The organism is Bradyrhizobium centrosematis (assembly GCF_045571495.1).
In the GTDB taxonomy this organism is placed as follows: Bacteria; Pseudomonadota; Alphaproteobacteria; order Rhizobiales; family Xanthobacteraceae; genus Bradyrhizobium; species Bradyrhizobium centrosematis.
In genome coordinates this window covers 4,092,872-4,115,345 of record NZ_CP120703.1, presented here as the reverse complement: position 1 = coordinate 4,115,345, position 22,474 = coordinate 4,092,872, and the positions used below count along the sequence as shown (strand labels likewise).

The window sequence follows — 22,474 nt, the reverse complement described above, 5'->3', positions numbered from 1 at the left end:
GTAAGGTGCGACGGTGGACGAAGAGACGCTGCAATTCTACCGCGGCAACGCCGAGGCCTATGCCAGGCGCGAGATCACCTCGCGCCAGGCGCGCCTGACGGCGTTTCTCACCCGGCTCGCACCAGGTGCTTCCATTCTCGAACTCGGATGCGGCGCCGGCGGCGATACCGCGGACATACTGGCGCGCGGCTTCGCGGTTCGCGCGACCGACGGATCGCCGGAAATGGCCGAGATCGCCTCGCGCCGTCTCGGCCGCCCCGTCGAGACCCTGCTGTTCGAGCAGCTCGACGAGACCGAGGCCTACGACGCCGTCTGGGCCAATGCGTGCCTGCTGCATGTGCCGAGACCTGAACTCGCCGGGGTTCTTGCGCGGATATGGCGCGCTGAAACCGGCCGGCTTCTTCTACGCCAGCTACAAGGCCGGCGAGGCTGACGGCCGCGACACGCTGAACCGCTATTACAATTATCCCTCGCCGGACTGGCTGCGGGCCACCTACGCCGAGGCGGGCAGCTGGAGCGGGGTGACGATCGATACCGGCGAGGTCAAGGGCTTCGACGGTAAGGCCGCATCGATGCTGTTCGTCGTCGCGCAGAAGAGCGGCTGAGCGCGGCGCGCGCTCAAGCCCATCCGAAGATCGCCAATGCCAGCACGGCCTGGGCGAGGAAGCCGACGGTGAAGGCGAGCGTGCGGAACACCGGGATTCCCAGCGCGTAGACGATCAGATGCGCGACGCGGGACCAGAAGTAGACGGCGCAGGCCAGCACGGTCCATTTCGTCGAATAGTCGATCGCGTTCAGGATCAGCACCAGCGGCGCGAAGATCACGAGGTTCTCGACCGCGTTGTCATGGGCGAACATCAGCCGGTTGGCCCATTCGGCCTGCGGCTTGTCGCCGCGCGAGGGATTGGCCATGGCTCCGGAGAGACCGCGAACCTGACAGCGGTTGATGATGTAGGGGATCCAGAGGATGCCGGTCAGGATCACCGTCAATGTCAGCCAGAACAATTCGCGCGTCATAGTCCGGTCCCCTCTGTCGTCGCTGCGATGAGCGCCAGTCTATACGAAAGCGCAGGCGATTCCGCTATGCACGAACCCTGACATAGCTGCCGGGCGCGTCTTCGATGGGTGGGAATGCTTCGCTCCCCGGTAGGCGCGCCGGAACCTGCTCCGGATCGATCTCGCCCAGCCACTGCCGCCAGTCCGGCCACCACGAACCCTTGTGCTCGACGGCACCCTTCATCCACTGCGCGACATTGACGTCCTTGATGTTGTCGTTGGTCCAGTACTGGTACTTGTTCGAGGCGGGCGGATTGACGACGCCCGCAATATGGCCCGAGCCCGACAGCACATACTTCACAGGACCGCCGAAGAATTGGGAGCCGTACAGCACCGATTCAGCGGGCGCGATGTGGTCCTCGCGGGTGGCGAGATTGTAGACGGGCACCTTGACCTTGGAGAGATCGAGCAGCGTGTTGTCGAGCACCATCGTGCCGGTCGAGAGGCGGTTCTCCAGGTAGCAATTGCGCAGGTAATAGGAATGGTTCGCCTGCGTCATCCGCGTCGCATCCGAGTTCCAGTGCAACAGGTCGAACGCGCTCGGCTGCTGGCCCTTCAGGTAGTTGCTGACGACATAGGACCAGATCAAATCGTTGGAGCGGAGCATGTTGAAGGCCATCGCCATCTTCGAGCCTTCGAGCACGCCGGCCGCCTTCATGTCCTGCTCGAGCGCGGCGATCTGCTCCTCGTCGACGAACACGAGGAGATCGCCAGCATGGGTGAAGTCGACCTGCGCGGCGAAGAACGTCGCGGACGAGACGCGCTGGCGGCGTTTCTCGGCGAGCCAGGCCAGCGTGGTCGCGAGCATGGTGCCGCCGACGCAATAGCCGGCGGTGTGGACCTTCATCTCGCCGGTGACCTTCTCGATCACGTCCATCGCCGTGAGCGGGCCTTCCTTCATGTAGTCTTCCCAGCTCTTGTTGCCGAGCCGCTTGTCGGGATTGACCCATGAGATCACGAACACGGTGATGCCCTGGTCGACGCACCACTTGATGTAGGATTTCTCCGGCTTCAGATCGAGGATGTAGAATTTGTTGATCCAGGGCGGCACGATCAGGAGCGGGGTGCGCAGCACCGTTTCCGTGGTCGGCGAATACTGGATCAGCTGCATCATCTCGTTCTGATAGATCACCTTGCCCGGCGTCGTCGCCATGTTGACGCCGACGACGAGATTGTCCGGATTGGACTGGCGAATCTTCAGCATGCCCTTGCCGGCCGCGATGTCCTCGGCCAGCATCGTCAGTCCGCGCGCGAGGTTCTCGCCGCTGCTGGTCACCGTCTCGCGCAACACCTCCGGATTGGTCAGCACGAAATTGGACGGCGACAGCGCGTTGGTGAGCTGCTGGACGTAGAACTCGGCCTTGCGGCGGGTGTGCGGATCGAGCCCTTCGGCATCGCGCACCAGCTCCTGCGCCCATTTGGTCGTGAGCAGATAGAGCTGCATCACGAAATCGAAGAACTGGTTCGACTTCCATTCCGGATCGGCAAAGCGCTTGTCGCGCGGCGAGGGCGCGATCGCGGGCGGAGCGTCCTGGCCGGCGAGGCGGCGCGCCGCCGAGCCCCAGAGGTCGAGATAATCCTTGGCGAGCTTGGTCTGCAGATCGGACGAGCGGGACGTATCCGACAACCAATATTCGGCGACCGACGTGAAGGTCTTGACCACTTCAACAAGCTCGGCCGGCGGGCGGTCCTGCACCTCGCCGCTCTCGCGCGGCTTGAGATAGGCAGCGAGCGCCTTGCCGCCGCTTTCCATCGCCCGCGCGACATTCATCGCGAAGGCTTCCGCATCGAACTTTGTGTCGGGCTTGGGCGTGTCGGTGGTGGCCATACTCATGAGCAGAACAGTAACGATTCATTCCGTATTCGTCACCGCGAAGCTCGCATGTTTGACGTTAAACACGCTGCAAGATGTGCTGCACTGCGACAAATTTTCTTGGTTTTGTCACATTCGCGGTGCAACTCTCGGGCCGTGGGCCTTAGATGTTTTCTCGCTCGTACCATTTGTGGGCAGCATTGGTTTGAGCTTGGGCAGGTTGTCGGATTAATGTGCGGCAGCTTGCATTGGGACGAGTAGAGGATTTCCCAAGTGTTGGCGTTGAGGGTCCAAAGATCGCTGCTGATCTATGGCGCGCTCCTGAGCGTGACATTTGCGCTGGGTGGTTGCTCGAGCCAGCTCGCGGATTTAACGCCTGCAGACGCGCAAGCGCATCCGAAGGAGCCGGGGACCTATCTGCCCGTGCACGACCTGCCGCCGGATCGCGACCAAGCGATCATCCCCCCGGAACAGCGCGCCAAGATCGAGGCCGAGCTGGCAGCTGCGCGCGATCGCCAGGCCGCGGCCGCCAAGGACGCGAAATAAGGCCGTCCAACGGGTGGCGCCCCGGCCTTGCCGTGCTAAAAGATCCCGGTTCAGCCGAGAGTCAGGGCGAACGACTTCAGTCTTCGTTGTCGATGATTGCTCTAAGCTTTTGATTTTGAGCGATTTTTGAGACCAGACTGAGCCCTTTTCGAGCCGCTGTTCTGTCCCGTCGATTCTGTCCTGACCGGTTGCCCGGAGCCCAGAGAGCCATGGAAGAATTTTACCGCATCCGCCGCCTTCCGCCTTACGTGTTCGAGCAGGTCAACCGGGCCAAGGCGGCCGCGCGGAATGCCGGCGCCGACATCATCGACCTCGGCATGGGCAATCCGGATCTGCCGGCCCCGGCACATGTGCTGGAGAAGCTGAAGGAGACGCTCGGCAAGCCGCGCACCGATCGCTACTCGGCCTCACGCGGCATCCCCGGGCTGCGCCGCGCTCAGGCGGCCTATTATGCCCGCCGCTTCGGCGTGAAGCTCAACCCCGACACCCAGGTGGTGGCGACGCTGGGTTCGAAGGAAGGCTTTGCCAACGTGGCGCAGGCGATCACGGCGCCGGGCGACGTCATCCTGTGTCCGAACCCGAGCTACCCGATTCACGCCTTCGGCTTTTTGATGGCGGGCGGCGTCATCCGCTCGGTGCCTTCCGAGCCGACGCCGCAGTTCTTCGAGGCGGCCGAGCGGGCGATCATCCATTCGATCCCGAAGCCGCTCGCGCTGGTCGTCTGCTATCCCTCCAACCCGACCGCCTATGTCGCGAGCCTCGACTTCTACAAGGACCTCGTTGCCTTCGCCAAGAAGCACGAGATCCTGATCCTGTCCGATCTCGCTTATGCCGAGGTCTATTTCGACGAAGCCAACCCGCCGCCATCGGTGCTGCAGGTGCCGGGCGCGATGGACTGCACCGTCGAGTTCACCTCGATGTCGAAGACCTATTCGATGGCCGGCTGGCGCATGGGCTTTGCGGTCGGCAATGAGCGCGTGATCGCCGCGCTCGCGCGCGTCAAATCCTATCTCGACTACGGTGCGTTCACACCGGTGCAGGTTGCGGCGACCGCCGCGCTCAACGGCCCGGACGATTGCATCAAGGAGATGCGCGACACCTATCGCAAGCGCCGCGATGCGCTGGTGGAATCGTTCGGTCGTGCCGGCTGGGAGATTCCGCCGCCGGAGGCCTCGATGTTCGCCTGGGTGCCGCTGCCGGAAGCCTTCCGCGGCGTCGGCAGCATGCAGTTCGCGACCCTGATGGTCGAGAAATCCGGCGTCGCGGTCTCGCCCGGCGTCGGCTTCGGCGAGCATGGTGAAGGATATGTCCGCATCGCCATGGTGGAAAACGAGCAACGGATCCGGCAGGCCGCGCGCGGCGTGCGACGCTTCCTTGAAAGCGGCATCGAAACGTTGCACAACGTCGTTCCGCTCGCCAATCGGCGTTAAGTTCTCTTCGGCAGGTTTTCTAAGACATCATGGTTGCACCCCTGAAAGTGGGCATAGCGGGGCTCGGCACCGTGGGCGCCGAAGTGGTCCGTTTGATCGAAACGCAGGCCCGCGTGCTGGCGGCCCGCAGCGGCCGCGGCATCCGCGTCGTTGCCGTTACCGCGCGCTCGAAAGCGAAGAAGCGCGGCATCGATCTGCGCGGCGTGGAATGGGCCAAGGATCCGATGGCGCTGGCCACGCATCCCGGTATCGATTGCTTCGTCGAGCTGATGGGCGGCGCCGGCGATCCCGCCTTGTCGGCGGTGGAGGCGGCGCTCAACGCCGGCAAGTCGGTCGTCACGGCCAACAAGGCGCTGCTGGCCAAGCACGGCATCAAGCTCGCCAAGGCAGCCGAAAAGCACGGCGGCGCGCTGAATTTCGAGGCAGCGGTCGGCGCCGCGATCCCCGTCATCAAGACGTTGCGGGAGGGGCTTGCCGGCACCGGCATCAGCCGCGTCTACGGCATCCTCAACGGCACCTGCAACTACATCCTGACGCGGATGGAGCAGGAGGGGCTGTCCTTCGCCGAATGCCTCAAGGACGCGCAGCGGCTGGGCTATGCCGAGGCCAACCCGTCCTTCGACGTCGACGGCCATGACACCGCGCAGAAGCTCGCGATCCTTGCCAGCCTCGCCTTCGGCACGAAAGTTGCTCAAAGCGCGGTGTATGTCGAAGGCATCTCATCCATCGCGCCGGAAGATCTGCGTGCCGCGTCCGATCTCGGCTACCGCGTCAAGCTGCTCGGCGTTGCGGTGCGCACCGCCAAGGGCATCGAGCAGCGCGTGCATCCGACCATGGTTCCAAGATCCTCCTCGATCGCGCAGGTGATGGGCGTCACCAATGCGGTCACGATCGATGGCGAGGGCATTCCGCCGATCACGCTGGTCGGGCCCGGCGCGGGTGGCGCTGCGACCGCATCGGCCGTCGTCGCCGACATCGCCGATGTCGCGCGCGGCATCCGCGCCAATCCGTTCGGCCGGCCGATCGCGCAGCTGCGCGACACCGAGAAGGCGCCGATGGAGCGGCATGAGGGCGGTTATTACATTCGCCTGCTCGCGCGCGATTTCCCCGGCACCGCGGCCGCGATCGCGACCCGGCTTGCAGAGCAGAAGATTTCGATCGAGTCGATCGTGCAGCGTCATCCCAATGGCAGCGCTGCGCCTGCCAACGGCAAGGCGGTCCCCGTGCCGGTCATCCTGATCACCTACGCCACGCATGAGGACGCCGTGCGCCGCGCGCTCGCGGCCGTGCAGAAGGACAAGGTGATCAGCGGACGGCCGCAAGTGATCCGGATCGAGAAGAACTGAGGCGGTCGTTCGGTCGAACGAACCGTGGGCGTTGTGAGTTGATGCGGACGGAGATTTCCGTCCCAAACCGTTTAAGGAGTAAGCCGATGTCGACCCATATTTCAGTGCCGCCGCAGGCGTTGCTCGAGCGTATTCTCACGCTGGAGATCGTGCGTGTGACGGAGCGGGCGGCGGTGTCGTCGGCGCGCCTGCGCGGACACGGCAACGAGAAGGCAGCCGACCAGGCCGCGGTCGACGCGATGCGACGCGAGCTCAACAAGCTGCCGATCCAGGGCACCATCGTGATCGGCGAGGGCGAGCGCGACGAGGCGCCGATGCTCTATATCGGCGAGCAGGTCGGCCTGAAGGCCGGCCCCGAGGTCGATATCGCGGTCGACCCGCTCGAGGGCACCACGCTGTGCGCCAAGAACATGCCGGGCTCGATCGCCACCATGGCGATGGCAGACGGCGGCACGCTGCTGCACGCTCCCGACGTCTACATGCAGAAGCTCGCGATCGGCCCCGGCTACGACAAGGGCGTGGTCGATCTCGATGCCTCGCCGGCCGACAATGTCCGCCGCCTCGCCAAGGCGAAGGGCGTCAAGCCGGACGGCATCACGGTCCTGGTGCTCGACCGTCCGCGCCATGCCGACATCATCGCAAGCGTGCGCTCCACGGGCGCTGCCGTGCGCCTGATCACCGACGGCGACGTCGCCGGCGTCATTCACTGCGCTGACCCCGATAACACCGGCGTCGACATGTATCTCGGCACCGGCGGTGCGCCGGAAGGCGTGCTCGCAGCCGTGGCGCTGCGCTGCATCGGCGGCCAGATGCAGTGCCGCCTGATCCTCGATTCCGGCGAGAAGATCGAGCGCGCCGCCAAGATGGGCGTCAACGATCCCAAGATGATCTATGGCATCGAGGACATGGCGCGCGGCGACTGCCTGTTCGCCGCCACCGGCGTCACCACCGGCTCGCTGCTGTCGGGCGTCAAGTTCCGCAAGGACGGCGTGATCGAGACCGAGACGGTGGTGATGCGCTCGGTCACCGGCACCGTGCGCTACATCAAGGCCGAGCATCGCGAGCTGGCCAAGTTCCATCTGGATTGACGTGAAGCGTCATTCCGGGGCGACGGGACCGCGCAAAGCGCGCGGCCCGGAGAACCCGGAATCCAGAGATTGTAGCGCGAAACTCCGGGTTCGCGCTCTGCGCGCCCCGGAATGACGACGATAAGAACAAAAAGGAAGCGCACATGTCCGATCTCTCCGCAGTCAAAGCCCTCGTCTTCGACGTGTTCGGCACGGTCGTGGACTGGCGCACCAGCCTCATCACCGACTTCATGTGGTGGAGCAAGCAGCGCGGCATCACTGCTGATTGGACTGCGCTCGTCGACGGCTGGCGCGGCATGTACGTCGCCTCCATGGACGACGTGCGCAAGAACCCTGCGCGCGGCTATATCATGCTCGATGATCTGCATCGCCGCTCGCTCGAGAAGCTGGTCGAGAAGTTCGCGATCAAGGGCCTCACGGACGCCGATCTCGATCATCTCACCAAGGGCTGGCACCGCCTGCACCCCTGGCCCGACAGCGTCGCCGGCCTGACCCGGCTGAAGCGGAAATTCGTGATCGCGCCGCTTTCGAACGGCAACGTCGCGCTGCTCACCAACATGGCCAAGTTCGCCGGCCTGCCGTGGGACCTCATCATGTCGGCCGAGCTGTTCGAGCATTACAAGCCGGATCCCGAGACCTATCTCGGCGCCGCGAAGCTGCTCTGTCTCAAGCCGGAAGAGGTGATGATGGTCGCCGCCCACAACGGCGATCTCGCGGCCGCTCAGAAGAACGGATTGAAGACCGCCTTCGTGGCGCGGCCGACCGAATACGGTCCCCTTCAGAAGGTCGATTTCGAGGCCACTGGCAATTGGGACATCGTCGCCAAGGATTTTGGCGGGATCGCCGACAGGCTTGGTTGCTAGCGGCGTCTTCGACCGGAAGTGCGCTCCCCAATGATCCGGGCGACATGCCCGCCGCCCGGACCTGATTGCGGAGAAACTACAACGTCATCTTCATCGGCTCCGGATAGTAGTGGAAGCCGTCACCGGCCTTGGCGACATGGCCGTAGCCCGGCCAGGCGAAGTGATACGACATCACCGGGACCTTGTTGGCGGCGAGCATCGTCAGCAACTTCACCCGCGAGTCCGCCGCCTGCTTCGGATCGGTATCGTACGAGAATTCCATCCGCGGCTTCTCCAGCAGCAGCACCGAATGGTGCGAGAGGTCGCCGAGGAACGCGAAGGATTTGCCCGCCGACGACACCATGAAGATGGTGTGGCCGACGGTGTGGCCGGGCGCCGCGATCGCCTGCACGCCGGGTAGGAATTCCTCGCCATCCCTAAAGAACTTGATCCGCTCGCGGACCGGCAGCAGATTCTTGCGGGCGTGAACGACGAAGTCCTTGGCCGGGCTGCCGAGCTTGCCCTCGTCGGTCCAGAAGTCGAAATCGCTCTGGGAAATGTAGACTTGCGCGTTCGGGAACAGCGGCTTGTCGTTGGCATCCACGATGCCGCCGATGTGGTCGATATGGGCATGCGAGCAGACCACGGCGTCGATGTCCTCCGGCTTGATGCCGGCCTCCATCATGCTCTTCTGCTGCCGGCCGGTGCTGGCGCCGAACATCTTCGATGTGCCCATGCCGGTGTCGAACAGGATGAGCTTGTCGCCGGTGTTCACGATCGGCGAATTCTGTTCGAGCACGACATTGTCCGGCGACAGGAAATTGTCCGCCAGCATCTTCTTGACCTCTTCCTTGGGAACGCCTGTGAAGGTTCCGGAGGGATCGCCGAGCGGCAGTGGCCCGTCGGACACGACGGTGACCTCGGCATCGCCGAGAACGAAGCGGTGCCAGTACGGCGTCTGGGTGCCGAGCTTGGGAGCCCGCGCCAACGCGCTGCTGCCGAGCATCGCGCTCGCTCCAAGGCCAGCTCCAAGTGCGAGTAGGGATCGACGTGAGACATCGATTGTCATGCGTTTCCTCCGCTTTTGTCTTTTGCTTTGCGCGATTGTTCGCGCGTTGGGGCCGCCCAGATCGGCCAGTCGGCCGCAAGTCGGCAGACGAGTATGCTGCGCCCGCCGCTACAAGCTAGCAAGTGGAATCAGTGAGCAGATTCACGTAGAGCGGGAACGCGCCGAGGAGTGTCGAAGGCCGCGTGTGGATCCGCTGTCCGCCTTACGCAATTCTCAGCGTGAGATCATGTCCTTCGGTCTCGGCAAAACCCGCCTGCAACACCTCTTCACGCTTGTGGCGGAGATGCGCGCGCAGAATATGCGAGAGGCCGGCGCCGTCGCGCCGCTGCAGCGCGTTCAGGATGGCCTCGTGCTCCTTCACGGCGAGCGCCCAGCGCTGCGGCGTCATCGGCGTGACATAGCGCGCGCGGCGGATGCGCGCCGTCACCGACGTGTAGAGCCCCGCGAGCGCGGGGTTTCCGGCCGCGGTCACGATGGCCTCGTGAATGGCGCGGTTGCCGCGGTAGTACTGGATCAGGTCGCCGTCGCGATAATGCTGCACCATGGCGGCGTGCACCGCGGCGATCTCGTCGATCCCGGCGTCGGTGATGCGCTCGCAGGCGAGCTCGCCGGCAAGGGCCTCCAGACCCTGGCAGACCTCGAACAGGTCGCGCATGTCCTTGTCGGTCAGTTTTGCGGCGCGCGAGCCGCGATGCGGCAGAAGCTGCACGAGGCCTTCGGCGGCGAGCACCTTGAGGGCCTCACGCAGCGGCGTGCGCGAGATCCCGAGCCGCTCGCACAGCTCGCGCTCGGGAATGCGGGCGCCCGGCGGGATTTCGCCGTCGAGAAGAATGGCGCGGATACGGCCGACGACGTCTTCGTGAAGCATGGGGCCAGCCCGAGTTTGAATGCAAAACTGAAGAAACTGATGGAAGTCCCGAAGTTCCAGCTTGCTAATCCCAGATTTTGCATTCAAAAATGTAAAAAACAAGAGGACATGAGGAAATGGACCTGGCGGTACAGGCGGACGAGCTGGTTTTTGAATGCAAAGACGGCATCGGGCAGATCACCTTCAATCGCCCGCAGGCCCGCAATGCCTTCACCTTCGCCATGTATGAGCGGCTCGCCGCCATCTGCGAGGAGGCTAATCGCGATCATGACATCAAGGTGCTGGTGCTGCGCGGGGCCGGCGACAAGGCCTTCGCCTCAGGCACCGACATCAACCAGTTCCGCGAATTCAAGACGCCCCAGGACGCGATCGACTACGAGAACCGGATCGACCGTGTTCTGACCACGCTCGAGCAGTGCCGGGTGCCGACCATCGCGGCGATCAACGGGTTCTGCACTGGCGGCGGGGCGGGCATCGCCGCGGCCTGCGACCTGCGCATCGGCACGAAAGCTGCGAAGATCGGATTTCCGATCGCGCGGACGCTCGGCAATTGCCTGTCGATGTCCAATGTCAGTCGTCTCACCGCGTTGGTCGGCGCCGCGCGAGTCAAGGACCTGATCTTCACCGCGCGCCTGATCGACGCCGCGGAAGCCGCAAGCATCGGGCTGCTCGGCGAGGTCGTCGAGGACATCGCCGCGCTGGACAAGCGGGCCGACGAGGTCGCCCGGCTGGTCGCCAGTCACGCGCCGCTGACGCTGAATGCGACCAAGCAGGCGGTGGCGCGTCTGCAGCGGCGGCTGACGCGGGACGAGGGCGAGGACCTCATCCTGATGTGCTACACGAGCCAGGATTTTCGCGAAGGGCTCGATGCTTTCCTCAACAAGCGCGCGCCGCAATGGCGCGGCCAATAGGACGCCCCGATGCAAAGCTCGCCATCCACCTCCCGCCGTTCGGGACCGCTCGCCGGCCTCAAGGTCATCGATCTCACACATGTCATGGCCGGGCCGACCTGCACCCTGATGCTCGCCGACATGGGCGCCGACGTCATCAAGATCGAGAAATCGCCGAACGGCGACGACACCCGCCACTCGGTGCCGCCCAAGATCGGCGACGAGGCAGCGTCCTTCCTGATGATGAACCGCAACAAGCGCGGCATCGTGCTGGATCTCAAGACCGATGGCGGAAAAGAAGTGCTGCGGCGGCTGATCGCAGACGCCGATGTGCTGGTCGAGAATTTTGCGCCGGGCGCGATGGAGCGTCTCGGATTCGGCTATGAGGCGCTGCACGCGCAATTCCCGGCGCTGATCTATTGCTCGCTGTCGGGCTTCGGCCGCACAGGTCCCTACAAGCACCGCAGGGGATTCGACCTCGTCGCGCAGGCCATGAGCGGCATCATGAGCTTTACCGGCGAACGCCCCGACGGTCCGCCCGTCAAATGCGGCCCGCCATTGTCCGACATCACCGCCGGCCTGCTCGCTTGCATGGGCATCCTCGCCGCCTACACGCATCGCCTCAAGACCGGGGAGGGGCAATGGGTCGAGACCTCGCTCTATGAAGCCGCCCTGGTACAGACCTATTGGCAGTCGACCATTGCGCTCGCCGCGGGCACCGCACCGCGCGCGATGGGGTCGGCGCATCCGCTCAACGCGCCGTATCAGGCGTTCGAAGCCTCCGACGGTTGGCTCGTGGTCGGCGGCGCCAACAAGAAGCACTGGCTGTTGATGCTGGAAGCGCTCGGCGCGAGCGAACTCGCTGATGATCCGCGCTTCCTCACCGGTGCCGATCGCATGGCGAACCTGAAACAGCTCGAAGCCGTCCTCAGCGAGCGCTTTCGCACGAAGTCACGAGCGCATTGGCTGGCGGCGTTGGACGAGAAGGGCGTGCCGTGCGGCCCCGTGCACGACATGCTGGAGGCGCTGAGCGATCCGCAGACGCTGGCCAGGGAGATGGTTGTCGAGGTCGAGCACTCCACGCTCGGTCCCGTGAAGACGATCGGCCTTCCCCTCAAATTTTCGGAGACCCCGGGCAAAGTGCTGTCAGGCGCACCGGTCTATGGTGAGCATACGCGCGAAGTGCTGGCCGAGCACGGCTTCGATCAGGCGCAGATCGAGGCGCTCGAAAAGGAAGGCGCAATTGTCTCGGCCCTGGAACGGCGCGAAGAACGCGTCGCCTGACCGGACGTTGATACGACAAGACCAAACAAAAATACAAAAAGACAAAAATCATCTGGAGGAGATCATGGGTCGGACGTCAATATTTCTGCTCTCTGCAGCCGTAGCCGTGCTCGCCGGCACGATGCCGGCGCTCAGCGCGTGGCAACCGCAAAAGCCGATCGAGTTCGTGGCGACCGCCGGACCGGGCGGCGGCACCGACAATCTCGCCCGTGCGGTGCAGAACATCATCACCAAGCACAAGCTGACGGATCAGCCGATCGTCGTCGTCAACAAGGGCGGCGGCAGCGGCGCCGAAGGCTATGTCTACGGCAAGGCCTCCGCGGGCGATCCCTACAAGGTGATCTTCGGCACCTCGAACGCCTGGCAGCAGCCGCTCGTCTCCAAGGTCGCGTTCAACTACACCGATCTCACCCCGATCGCGGCCATGGCGCAGGACGAGTTCCTGCTCTGGGTCAAGCAGGATGCGCCCTACAAGAATGCGGGCGACTATCTGAAGGCAGCCGCATCGGGCGAGTTCAAGATGGGAGGTGCGCAATCGAAGGACACCGATGAGGTGCTGACGCGCATGATCGAGAAGGTCGGCAAGGTCAAGCTGACCTATATCCCCTTCAAGAGCGGAGCCGAGACCGCCGTACAGCTCGCCGGCGGCCATCTCGACTCCCACGTCAACAATCCCAGCGAAAGCCTCGGGCAATGGCGCGGCGGCACGCAGCGTCCGCTGTGTGTCTTCAGCCCCAAGCGGTTGCCGCAGGGCGCCAAGATCACGGCGACCGAAGGCTGGGGCGACGTTCCGACCTGCGTCGAGCAGGGCCTCGACATCAAGCAATATGAGCAGCCGCGCACCGTCTGGCTGCCCGGCAAGGTCACGCCGGAGCAGGCCGCATTCTATGTCGACCTCATGAAGAAGGTGCAGGCGACGCCGGAATGGAAGGACTATATCGAGAAGACCTCGCAGGTCGACACGTTCCTGACCGGCGCCGAGTTCGACAAGTTCATCAAGGAGGATCTCGAACGCGTCAAGCAGGTCGCGGGCGAGCAGGGCTGGCTGGTCAAGTGAGGCGGGGCCAGCTTGGATATGCGCCGGGCCTGCCCAACAACTCCCTGCCGTCCCTGCGAACGCAGGGGCCCACACCGCGTGATCTCTCCATGCGTGTCGGTCGTCGTACCGACGAAGAGTTCACTTCTCGTCTTCGTCAAACGTCTCCCTGTGGTTATGGGTCGCTGCGTTCGCAGGGACGGCAGGGAGGAATGTGGGGCAAAGACGCCTGTACGCCAACCGGCCCTTGTCCCGCGCCAGAGCGGAGCCCCCCATGATCTCCCGCCGCGTCCTTGAACTTGCGACCGCCGTGCTCACCGGTGGCTTCGGCGTCGCCGTCGTCGTCTCCAGTCTCGACAACGGCATCGGCTGGTCGAGCGCGGGCGTCGACGCCGGCACGTTCCCGTTCCTGACCGGCATCATCATCGTGCTCGGGAGCCTCTACAATCTGGTGCGTGGCGTGCTGCCGGCCACGACGCTGGCAAATGTTCGCATCGCCATCACGCCGCTCGAGCTGCGCCGGCTTGCCGGCCTGTTCGTTCCGGCTGCGATCTTCGTGGCCGCCATCCCGTTGCTCGGGATGTACGTCGCCGCTGCGCTTTACGTCTTTGCGGTGCTGGCGATCCCTCGGCACCAATCTGTGCCTTCTGCGCTCGCCACGGCGGGGGCGACGGCAGCCGCGCTCTACGTCGTGTTCGAGCGCATGTTCCAGGTCAGCTTGCCGCACGGCGCGTTGGCCGCAGCACTTGGATTCTAAGGGCGAGGCTGATGGACAATCTCGCGGAGCTCCTGCACGGTTTCACCATCGCGGTCACCGTGCCCCATCTGGCTCTGATGGTCGTCGGCGTGCTGCTCGGCATTCTCGTCGGCGTGCTGCCGGGGCTCGGCGCGCCGAACGGGGTGTCGCTGCTCTTGCCGCTGACCTTCGGCATGCAGCCGGTGTCCGCAATCATCCTGCTCTCCAGCATGTATTGGGGGGCGCTGTTCGGCGGCTCCGTGACCTCGATCCTGTTCAACATCCCGGGCGAACCGTCGTCGGTTGCGACCACTTTCGACGGTTATCCCATGGCGCGCGACGGCCGGCCGACCACGGCGCTCGCGACCGCATTCGGTTCGGCGGCGTTCGGTGCTCTGGTCGGTGTCATCCTGATTACGTTCCTCGCCTCCTGGGTGGCGCAGGTCGCGCTCGCCTTCGGGCCGGCCGAATATTTTGCGGTCTATTTCCTGGCTTTCGCCAGCTTCGTCGGCATGGGCGGCGCGGCCCCGATCAAGACCGTGGTGGCGCTCGCGATCGGCTTTGCCATCGCAGCCATCGGCATCGACACCGTGTCCGGCAGCGTCCGCCTCACGATGGGCGTCGACGAACTGGTCAAGGGCGTCAGCTTCGTCGTCGCGGTCATGGGCCTGTTCGGCATCGGCGAACTGCTGGTTGCCGTCGAAGAGGAGTTTCATGCCCGCGCCGTCTCCTCGAAGATCGACTGGGCCGAGGTGTTCCGCGCCGTCGGCCGCCTGCCACGGCACGGCGTGGCATTGCTGCGTAGCGCCGCGATCGGGTGCTGGATGGGGATCACACCGGGCGGCCCGACCGCGGCGTCCTTCATGAGCTACGGCATTGCGCGCCGCTTCTCGCGCCGCGGCCGCCACTTCGGCACCGGCGAGGTCGAAGGCATCATCTCGCCGGAGACGGCCGACCATGCCGCCGGCACCAGCGCGCTTCTGCCGATGCTCTCGCTCGGCATCCCCGGCTCGGCGACCGCGGCCGTGATGATGGGCGGGCTGATGATCTGGGGCCTCAATCCCGGGCCGATGCTCTTTGTCGACAGCAAGGACTTCGTGTGGGGCCTGATCGCCTCGATGTATGTCGGCAACATCGTCGCCGTCGCGCTGGTGTTGCTGACCGTTCCGGTCTTTGCCGCCTTGATGCGGATTCCTTTCGTGGTCATCGCACCGCTGATCGTGATCATCTGCGTTGTCGGCGCCTATTCGGTCTCGAACTCTTATCTCGACGTGGTGATGATGCTCGGCTTCGGCGTCGTCGGCTATCTCTTCAAGAAGCTGTTCTATCCGCTGGCCCCGCTCGTGCTCGCGATCGTCATCGGCGACAAGGCCGAGGATGCGTTCCGGCAGTCGATGCTGATATCCAAGGGGTCGCTCGGCATCTTCTTCGCCAACAAGCTCGTGACATGCCTGATCGTGGCCGGCATCGCGCTGTTGCTGCTGCCGCTCGCCTTGCAGCTTGCGCACCTCAGGCGCAAACCGGCATCCCCCACGGCCGAGACCACGGCCCAGGAGAAGGTGATCATATGACCGCAAAGCCGCTGATTGCGCTGGCCATGGGAGATCCCGCCGGCATCAGCCCCGAACTGACGGCCAAGCTGGTGGTGCAGGGCGACATCCGGGAGCGAAGCCGGCTCGTCGTGATCGGCGATCGCCGCATCTTCGACGAGGGCGCGCGCGTCGCTGGCGTCCAGCCGGAGTTGTCGACGGTGGAGCAGGGCGCAGATCTTCGCGCGGCGAAGGGCGATGTGCTATTCGTCGATCTCCGTCACCTCGACCCCAGCGAAGTCGAGCCGAAGACAGCGACCCTTGCCGGCGGGAAATTCGCGCTGGCGAACTATCGGCTTGCACTGGAGCTCGGCCGCGACCGACGCGTCGATGCCGTCTGTTTCACGCCCTTCAACAAGCAGGCCATGCGGCTTGCCCGCGCCGAGTACGACGACGAGATCGCGTTTTCGGCCGAGGTGGTTGGGCTCGCAACGCCGGCCAGCGAATTCAACGTGCTCGACCGGCTCTGGAACGCGCGCGTCACGTCGCACATCCCGCTCAGGGACGTCGCCGCAAGGCTGACCGGCGAACGCATCCATCGCGCACTCACACTGACCGATGCCTGCATGCGCAAGGCCGGCTTCGCGCGGCCGCGCATCGCCGTGGCTGGCCTCAATCCGCATGCCGGCGATGGCGGAAATTTCGGCCGTGAGGAGATCGACGTCATCGCACCCGTGGTCGCGGCCGGCCAGCGCGAGGGCATCGCTGCAGAGGGTCCGTTTCCCGCCGACACCGTGTTTCTCCGCGCCAAGGCCGGCGCCTTCGATGCGGTGCTGACGATGTATCACGACCAGGGCCAGATCGCGATGAAGCTGATGGGCTTCGACCGTGGCGTGACCTTGCTTGGCGGCTTTCCGTTTCCGATCTGCACGCCTGCGCACGGGACCGCCTACGACATCGCAGGGCAGGGCATCGCTTCGATCGGCGCCAGCCGCACCGCGTTGCTGCTGGCAGCCGAGATGGCTGAGCGCCGTCTCGGCTGATTCTGCACGCCGCAATGAACGAGTGCTGATTGCGCTCGCCTTGCGCGCAGACTTGGGCGCGGTCCGCTTGGATTCTCAGGAAAGCTCGCGCCCTGCTGGGAATGCGATCGAATCCGGGCCATGCCCGTTGACGGCTGCGGCGTGCGCAGCCACGACAGGCGAAACCAGCTTCGCCGGCGCGGTCCCGCGACCGAGCTTCTGGTAGAGCTTGACGTATTGTTTCGCCATCTGGGCCGACGAGAACCGCTCCTCAAACCTCGCGCGAACCGCCCTGCGATCGAGCGCGAGCACGTCGGGAAGCGCCGCCACCGCTTCGTCCACGCTGGAGACGATGCGCCCGGTCACCCCGTCGTCGATGATCTCCGGGACCGATCCGCAGCGGAAGGCGAGCACCGGCGTGCCGCAGGCCATGGCCTCGATCATCACCAGCCCGAACGGTTCGGGCCAATCGATCGGAAAGAGCAGGGCGGCGGCCTGACCCAGGAATCGGTCCTTGGTGCTTTCGTTGATCTCGCCGACGAACTCGATTTGCTGACCGTCGATCATCGGCTCGATCACCTCGCGGAAATAGGCTTCGTCGACCTTGTCGACCTTGGCCGCGATCTTGAGCGGGAGGCCCGCCCTGCGGGCGATCTCGATGGCCCGGTCCGGACGCTTCTCGGGCGAGATGCGGCCGAGGAAGGCGAGGTAACCGCCGCCCGGGTCCAAGGTCGGCTTGTGCAGCTCGAGCGGGAGGCCGTGATACACCGTCCCGATGAAATTGCCGCTCGGCAGCGGATTTCGCTGCGCATCCGAGATCGAAACCAGCGGCATCTGAGGAAAACGAAGATAGAGCGGAAGGTGGTCGGGCAGATCCTGCCGGCCGTGCAGGGTCGTGAGGCTGCGCCCGGTAGAGGACCTGAAGAGCGGGAAATGCAGGTAGTCGATGTGGAAATGCAGGATGTCAAAACCGTCGGCGCGCTCGCGTACCTTGTCGAGCATGACCATCATGTGCGGGATCGGGTCGCGTACATCAGGATCCAGGCGAAGGGCCCGCGGGGTACAAGGGACGAGCTCGGCTGAGGTCATGGAATCGCCGCTGGCGAACAGCGTAACGTCGTGTCCCTGCTTGACCAGCTCTTCCGTGAGATAGGAGACGACCCGCTCCGTTCCCCCGTAAAGTCTCGGCGGCACGCTTTCGAACAGCGGCGCGATCTGCGCAATTTTCATCGTTCTTCTCCAGTCTTCTTGTTGGATTGGTGGCCTGCGCTCGAGCCGGCGATGGTGGTGTCCCCGCGCCCCTTGCGCTCCCGGATTCTGCCCAACCGGCCGCCGCCAGGCGGCCGTGCTAGCAAGTTCGATCGGCGAAATTCGTTCCGCTTACCTTCGACCAAATCACAAGGCCATCGCGTTAGTGCCGGCGCGGCGACGACGGGCCCTTGAAACGAGCGTTGCCCGCTCTAAGTTGATCGGCGCAAGCGCAGCACTGCGCCGGACCGGCCGCCTTTTCAGGGGCCGGCGGATCGGCGCCGGACGTTCGCCCGGCGCATTCGTAACCATGTTGCTCGAGGAGGAGGATGTGGCTATGACCACCTTTGACTACACCCCACTTTGGCGTTCGACCGTTGGTTTCGATCGCCTCGTCGACCTGCTTGAGGATTCGGTCCAGTGGACCGGCAACAATTATCCGCCCTACAACATCGAGCGGACGGATCAAGATCACTATCAGATATCGCTTGCTCTAGCTGGATTCTCTCCCGACGAGGTGACCGTCACTGCAGAGCAGAGCGTGCTGACCATTGAAGGCCGCAAGGCCGACAAGGGAGCGCACCAGTACCTCTACCAGGGCATCTCGGCCCGTCCGTTCCGGCGTCAGTACAACCTCGCTGACTACGTGCAGGTGGAGGGGGCCAGTTTCGAGAATGGCATGCTGACGATCGATCTGGTGCGCAAGGTGCCGGAGGCGCTCAAGCCGCGTCGGATTCCGATTCAAGCCGGCAACGACAACCAGAAGCTCGAGCAGAAGCAGACGGGCTGAGGCATCAGCCGCACGCCTGCCGAGCCCATGGCCCGCGACGCCGCCTGCGTCGCGGGGCGCGTTCGCTTGCGAGAGCAGGTGTAGGGGCAAGGTGAACCCGCCAATGTCCTATGGAGGTTTCGATGAATGTCGTGCGTCAGCTCCATCCGTCCGCACCAGAGAGCGGCGCGCTGCGTCCGATCACCACATCGGTGTTGCCGGCCGACGCTCATGCCATCATTTCTCGCGCGAGTCCGTCGACGCTGACGACGGCGCGACCACGGAAGGAGCAATGGAAGCTCCGGTTCGAGCGGCGGTCGCCGTTGCGCTGCGAGCCGCTCATGGGATGGACGGAAGATGATGATCCTTTGGCACAGGTGGAATTGACTTTCCCCTCGGCGGAGGCCGCGATGGCGTATGCTCGCCGTCAAGGACTGCAATATTCGATCATCGGATCGATCGCTCACCCGCCTCAGCTGCAGCTCGTTCGTGACGATGAGCCAACACGGCGGCCGTGTCCCTCGCCGAGGACGAGTCGCAAGTTCGAATGGATCGGGCGAACGGCGGGACCAGTTACGGTGACAGCGCTGGACTGCACCCAGAAGTGAGACACGGTAATTGCGGTGGCAGTTGGGTTGCCACGATGCGTTACCGGAGCTTGTTTTGCGCGATCGCGATTTCGAACTCAAAGGGCGCTTGATATCCAAGCGCCGATGGACCCGTTCCTTGTTGTCGACCTCCGCGGTGAAGTTGATGGGCTTCGACCGTGGCGTGACCTTGCTTGGCGGCTTTCCGTTTCCGATCTGCACGCCTGCGCACGGGACCGCCTACGACATCGCAGGGCAGGGCATCGCTTCGATCGGCGCCAGCCGCACCGCGTTGCTGCTGGCAGCCGAGATGTCGGCACGTCGGCTTGGCTGACCTTGCACGCACCGAGAGCGAGCACTGATCGTGCCCTCCTTGCGTGCAGACTTAGACTTTAGGGAAAAACCGGAAACTTCCGCCCGCGCGACGAGTTGGCGTCACATGAACATCTCCACGTCGGAGTGGGAACATGGTCGACGACGGTCCGCTACGAACAGCGGTCGATACCGCTTGGTGCGTGTACCGCGCCAAGCATCGCAGTGTCGACGCTGCCGACGGCCGTCGCAGCCTCCTTGAGCGTCATCTGCAAGGAAGGCGGGAAGCGCGCGAGAGTAACGGTGATGCCCAGGAACTCGCAGCATTCGGGCTTGCCTATCTCGAGCGTCTTTCCGGTGACGAATGTTGAAGCTCGCGGAGAGCTTCGCCTGTCGCATAGCGAGCGCCAGCGCGCGGCCGAATTGGACCTTGCTTGCGATTTCGAACCTTCTTTCCGCGACCGTCGTGCTGATCGTGCGTTCGGCATTATAGCGAGCCGCCATGCGTATTGCTCAGCTCGCTCCCCTGGCCGAAAGCGTCCCTCCGAAGCTTTACGGCGGCACCGAACGGGTGGTGGCCTGGCTTGTGGATGAACTTGTCGCGCTCGGTCATGACGTCACGCTGTTTGCCAGCGGCGACTCTCGAACGACAGGCGAACTTCACCCGGTATGGCCAGCGGCGCTGCGTCTCGGCCGGAAGGGCGCCGATCCAAGTGCCGCCAACGCCATGCTGCTTGAAGCGATCGCGCGACGAGCCGGTGATTTCGACGTGATTCACTCACATGTCGACTGGCTGCCACTACCCTTGCTCAGTCGACTTGGCGTGCCGTTCCTGACGACCACGCATGGTCGCCTCGACCTGCCTGGCTTGCCCCACGTCGTGCAGCAGTTTTCAGAAGCGGGCTTCGTGTCGATTTCCGATCATCAGCGCCTGCCACTCCCTGAGGCAAGATGGATCGGAACGATTCAACACGGATTGCCGTCGGAGTTGTTGCAGCCTTCCTACGAGGAAGGGACCTATCTGGCATTTCTCGGACGTCTCACGGCGGAGAAGGGACCCGAGGACGCGATCCGCATCGCGCACGCAACCCGGATGCCCCTTCGCATCGCCGCAAAGATTCCGCGCGCCGAGACTGCCTACTTCCGAAAACACCTCGCGCCCCGGATTGACAGCGATAAAATCCAGCTTGTCGGCGAGGTCGACGACGTGAAGAAGCAGTCCTTCCTTCGCCAGGCCGCCGCACTGCTGTTTCCAATCGCATGGCCTGAACCTTTCGGGTTGGTCATGATCGAGGCGATGGCGTGTGGAACGCCCGTGATCGCCTACCCCGCTGGCTCCGTGCCAGAGGTCGTCGAGCACGGCGTGACCGGTTTCATCGTCGAGAGCGAGGATCAGGCCGTCAAGGCGGTCGGTGACTTGGGCAAGCTGGACCGAAGGCGGGTGCGCGCGCGCTTCGAGGAACGCTTCACCGCACGTCGGATGGCGAGGCAATACGAAGATGTGTATGGCAAGCTGGTTGCCGCTGCAGCTTGAGAATTCCACGCGAAGGTGGAGTGAACCAAATAGCTCGTCCGTCATTTGATCCGCTCGAAGCACGCGAACAGAATACCGTGGTCGCAGAACGCCGGTGCTTTGCCCGACGTGTCAAAACGCTCCACTGGGGCGTTGTTAGCGATCGCAAAAGACCAATGAAAACAACCCCCAGGCTACTGTGCATGGGGTTGTTTTGTGGGTTTTGATCGGAGGCGGACCCGCTCGCCTCACGCGCCGCAGATGATCACGCCGTACCAGCCGAGCCCTCGATAGGTCTCGTAGCCCGGGGTGGCATGGAAGGCGACCAGCGCGCCGGTGTGGTCGCGATAGAAGCCCGAGCGCTGACCGTTGAGCGAGATCGCGATGCGCTCGCTGAGGATGCCCTGGCCGTCGGACGCCGCGATGACGCGCAGATTCGAGTCGACCAGCAGCACGCGGGCCTTGTCGCTGTCGCCGACGCGCACGCCTTGCACGATGGCGCGGGCCTGCGGCTCCCAGTCGAAATGGATCGCGAGCACGCCGATCGGTGCGCCGCTCGCCTGGCCGCCGGCGCGGACGCTGGCGCAATAGGTGGCAACCTGCGCGTTGCCGAGCAGCGGCTGGTTCTCGACGTCGCCGGCGACATAGTCGTCACCGGAGCGCAGGCCCTTGGCCTCGCGAAACCATTTGGTGTGGGCGACGTTCTGGCCGACCACGCGGAAGCGGTCGGCGCGGCCGTTGGCAATGACGTTGCCGTCGAGGTCGCAGAGCCAGAGGTCGAGATAGACGGTATAGGCCCCGAGGATCACGCCGAGGCGTTGCGAGGCATGGGAGACGGCGGCCGCACCCGGCGAAGCCGCGCAATCGACCACGGCGGAATCGGTCGCCCACCAGCGCACGTCACAGGTGCGTTCATAGAGGTTGCGGTCGATCAGCTCGATCGCGTTCAGGGACAGGTCCATCATGCGCTCGCCACGCGAACGCTGGCTCATGCGCTCGATCGAGGAGACGAGATCGCCGGTCCGCTTCGTCAACTGTGTCTCGAGCTCGCGTGCGATGGTCTCGACCTGCTGGCCGACGCCGCGGACCTCCTGCGCCACCACCGCAAAGCCCGCGCCTTGCGCGCCGGCGCGCGAGCTCTCGATCAGCGCGTTCAGCGCCAGCATCTTCATCTGGTTGGTGATCTGCTGGATCGACTTGGTCTTGTCGACCGCGATCTGGTTGACCTCCGCAGTCAGGCGGTTGATCAGCGCCGAGATGTCGGAATCATCGTCCGCGGGTTCGGCGGCAATCGGCTTGGCTTTCAGAGCCAGCGCAGCAGACATCGGGGATTTCCCTTGGCAATGAGGTCTGATCTGCAATGAAACCCGGAACTACAAATTACAGATCGAATACGAGTCTTTTTCGAAGATTCCGCCTAACGCCTGCTTAATTTGCTGTTTGGCGGGGTGCCTAAATGATAGTCACTCCGGCCTGCCTGACGACCATCC

At 64.2% G+C, this 22,474-nt stretch carries 21 protein-coding genes and 2 pseudogenes; 17 read left to right on the top strand and 6 right to left on the bottom strand.

Annotated features, from left to right (window positions below; all coding sequences use genetic code 11):
- The first annotated feature begins 13 nt into the window (after positions 1-13).
- A pseudogene (locus tag P6U31_RS19845) lies at positions 14-605 on the top strand (class I SAM-dependent methyltransferase).
- Between the two features lie 13 nt (positions 606-618).
- On the opposite strand, the gene P6U31_RS19840 reads toward P6U31_RS19845, so the two are convergent.
- The gene (locus P6U31_RS19840) at positions 619-1,017 is read right to left on the bottom strand and encodes an MAPEG family protein (RefSeq protein ID WP_407183358.1); all 399 of its coding nucleotides are present in this window, start codon (positions 1,015-1,017) and stop codon (positions 619-621) included.
- Between the two features lie 64 nt (positions 1,018-1,081).
- Positions 1,082-2,890 carry a PHA/PHB synthase family protein gene (locus P6U31_RS19835; RefSeq protein WP_407183357.1) on the bottom strand — a complete coding sequence of 603 codons (1,809 nt, stop codon included), beginning with the start codon at positions 2,888-2,890 and terminating at the stop codon, positions 1,082-1,084.
- Between the two features lie 252 nt (positions 2,891-3,142).
- Here P6U31_RS19835 and P6U31_RS19830 point away from each other — a divergent pair, with 252 nt between their 5' ends.
- The 5 genes from P6U31_RS19830 (at position 3,143) to P6U31_RS19810 (ending at position 8,142) form a co-directional block, all read left to right on the top strand.
- Positions 3,143-3,415, top strand: coding sequence for a hypothetical protein (locus P6U31_RS19830; protein WP_407183356.1), 273 nt, complete (start codon positions 3,143-3,145; stop codon positions 3,413-3,415).
- A 209-nt stretch (positions 3,416-3,624) separates the two neighbouring features.
- A complete protein-coding gene (locus P6U31_RS19825; RefSeq protein WP_407183354.1) occupies positions 3,625-4,845 on the top strand; it encodes an LL-diaminopimelate aminotransferase in 1,221 nt (406 codons plus the stop codon).
- 29 nt (positions 4,846-4,874) lie between these two features.
- Positions 4,875-6,191, top strand: coding sequence for a homoserine dehydrogenase (locus tag P6U31_RS19820; protein WP_407183353.1), 1,317 nt, complete (start codon positions 4,875-4,877; stop codon positions 6,189-6,191).
- A gap of 86 nt (positions 6,192-6,277) precedes the next feature.
- Positions 6,278-7,279 (top strand): class II fructose-bisphosphatase, encoded by a 1,002-nt coding sequence (gene glpX / locus P6U31_RS19815; protein WP_407183352.1) that lies wholly within the window; start codon positions 6,278-6,280, stop codon positions 7,277-7,279.
- 143 nt (positions 7,280-7,422) lie between these two features.
- Positions 7,423-8,142 (top strand): haloacid dehalogenase type II, encoded by a 720-nt coding sequence (locus tag P6U31_RS19810; protein WP_407183351.1) that lies wholly within the window; start codon positions 7,423-7,425, stop codon positions 8,140-8,142.
- Between the two features lie 76 nt (positions 8,143-8,218).
- On the opposite strand, the gene P6U31_RS19805 is transcribed toward P6U31_RS19810, so the two are convergent.
- Both P6U31_RS19805 and P6U31_RS19800 read right to left on the bottom strand, forming a co-directional pair.
- Positions 8,219-9,190 (bottom strand): MBL fold metallo-hydrolase, encoded by a 972-nt coding sequence (locus P6U31_RS19805; RefSeq protein ID WP_407183350.1) that lies wholly within the window; start codon positions 9,188-9,190, stop codon positions 8,219-8,221.
- A gap of 202 nt (positions 9,191-9,392) precedes the next feature.
- A complete protein-coding gene (locus tag P6U31_RS19800; protein ID WP_407183349.1) occupies positions 9,393-10,058 on the bottom strand; it encodes a GntR family transcriptional regulator in 666 nt (221 codons plus the stop codon).
- 116 nt (positions 10,059-10,174) lie between these two features.
- Here P6U31_RS19800 and P6U31_RS19795 point away from each other — a divergent pair, with 116 nt between their 5' ends.
- The 6 genes from P6U31_RS19795 to P6U31_RS19770 all read left to right on the top strand — a co-directional run bounded on the left by P6U31_RS19795 (position 10,175) and on the right by P6U31_RS19770 (position 16,576).
- Positions 10,175-10,969 (top strand): enoyl-CoA hydratase/isomerase family protein, encoded by a 795-nt coding sequence (locus tag P6U31_RS19795; RefSeq protein WP_407183348.1) that lies wholly within the window; start codon positions 10,175-10,177, stop codon positions 10,967-10,969.
- A gap of 9 nt (positions 10,970-10,978) precedes the next feature.
- Complete coding sequence (locus P6U31_RS19790; protein ID WP_407183347.1) at positions 10,979-12,232, top strand: CaiB/BaiF CoA transferase family protein; 1,254 nt, start codon at positions 10,979-10,981, stop codon at positions 12,230-12,232.
- A 64-nt stretch (positions 12,233-12,296) separates the two neighbouring features.
- Positions 12,297-13,289 carry a Bug family tripartite tricarboxylate transporter substrate binding protein gene (locus P6U31_RS19785; RefSeq protein ID WP_407183346.1) on the top strand — a complete coding sequence of 331 codons (993 nt, stop codon included), beginning with the start codon at positions 12,297-12,299 and terminating at the stop codon, positions 13,287-13,289.
- 253 nt (positions 13,290-13,542) lie between these two features.
- Positions 13,543-14,025, top strand: coding sequence for a tripartite tricarboxylate transporter TctB family protein (locus tag P6U31_RS19780; RefSeq protein ID WP_407183345.1), 483 nt, complete (start codon positions 13,543-13,545; stop codon positions 14,023-14,025).
- Positions 14,026-14,036: 11 nt separating this feature from the next.
- Positions 14,037-15,575 (top strand): tripartite tricarboxylate transporter permease, encoded by a 1,539-nt coding sequence (locus P6U31_RS19775; protein ID WP_407183344.1) that lies wholly within the window; start codon positions 14,037-14,039, stop codon positions 15,573-15,575.
- On the top strand, positions 15,572-16,576 hold the full coding sequence (locus tag P6U31_RS19770; protein WP_407183343.1) for a 4-hydroxythreonine-4-phosphate dehydrogenase PdxA: 1,005 nt from the start codon (positions 15,572-15,574) through the stop codon (positions 16,574-16,576). Before P6U31_RS19775 ends, P6U31_RS19770 begins: the two co-directional genes overlap by 4 nt.
- 75 nt (positions 16,577-16,651) lie before the next feature.
- Here the strand turns inward: P6U31_RS19770 and P6U31_RS19765 are convergent, their stop codons facing one another.
- Positions 16,652-17,785, bottom strand: a complete 1,134-nt coding sequence (locus tag P6U31_RS19765) for a glycosyltransferase family 4 protein (protein ID WP_407183342.1) — start codon at positions 17,783-17,785, stop codon at positions 16,652-16,654.
- A 355-nt stretch (positions 17,786-18,140) separates the two neighbouring features.
- Here P6U31_RS19765 and P6U31_RS19760 point away from each other — a divergent pair, with 355 nt between their 5' ends.
- From P6U31_RS19760 to P6U31_RS19740, 5 genes and pseudogenes are all read left to right on the top strand, one after another.
- Entirely contained in the window at positions 18,141-18,593 is a 453-nt protein-coding gene (locus P6U31_RS19760) for an Hsp20 family protein (protein ID WP_407183340.1), read from the top strand.
- A 122-nt stretch (positions 18,594-18,715) separates the two neighbouring features.
- Positions 18,716-19,180, top strand: coding sequence for an NADH dehydrogenase ubiquinone Fe-S protein 4 (locus P6U31_RS19755; protein ID WP_407183339.1), 465 nt, complete (start codon positions 18,716-18,718; stop codon positions 19,178-19,180).
- A gap of 133 nt (positions 19,181-19,313) precedes the next feature.
- Positions 19,314-19,493, top strand: a pseudogene (locus P6U31_RS19750) (4-hydroxythreonine-4-phosphate dehydrogenase PdxA); the annotation flags it as partial.
- Positions 19,494-19,626: 133 nt separating this feature from the next.
- A complete protein-coding gene (locus P6U31_RS19745) occupies positions 19,627-19,842 on the top strand; it encodes a hypothetical protein (protein WP_407183338.1) in 216 nt (71 codons plus the stop codon).
- 131 nt (positions 19,843-19,973) lie between these two features.
- Positions 19,974-21,005, top strand: a complete 1,032-nt coding sequence (locus P6U31_RS19740) for a glycosyltransferase family 4 protein (protein ID WP_407183337.1) — start codon at positions 19,974-19,976, stop codon at positions 21,003-21,005.
- Between the two features lie 227 nt (positions 21,006-21,232).
- On the opposite strand, the gene P6U31_RS19735 is transcribed toward P6U31_RS19740, so the two are convergent.
- Complete coding sequence (locus P6U31_RS19735; RefSeq protein ID WP_407183336.1) at positions 21,233-22,309, bottom strand: methyl-accepting chemotaxis protein; 1,077 nt, start codon at positions 22,307-22,309, stop codon at positions 21,233-21,235.
- Between the last annotated feature and the right edge of the window lie 165 nt (positions 22,310-22,474).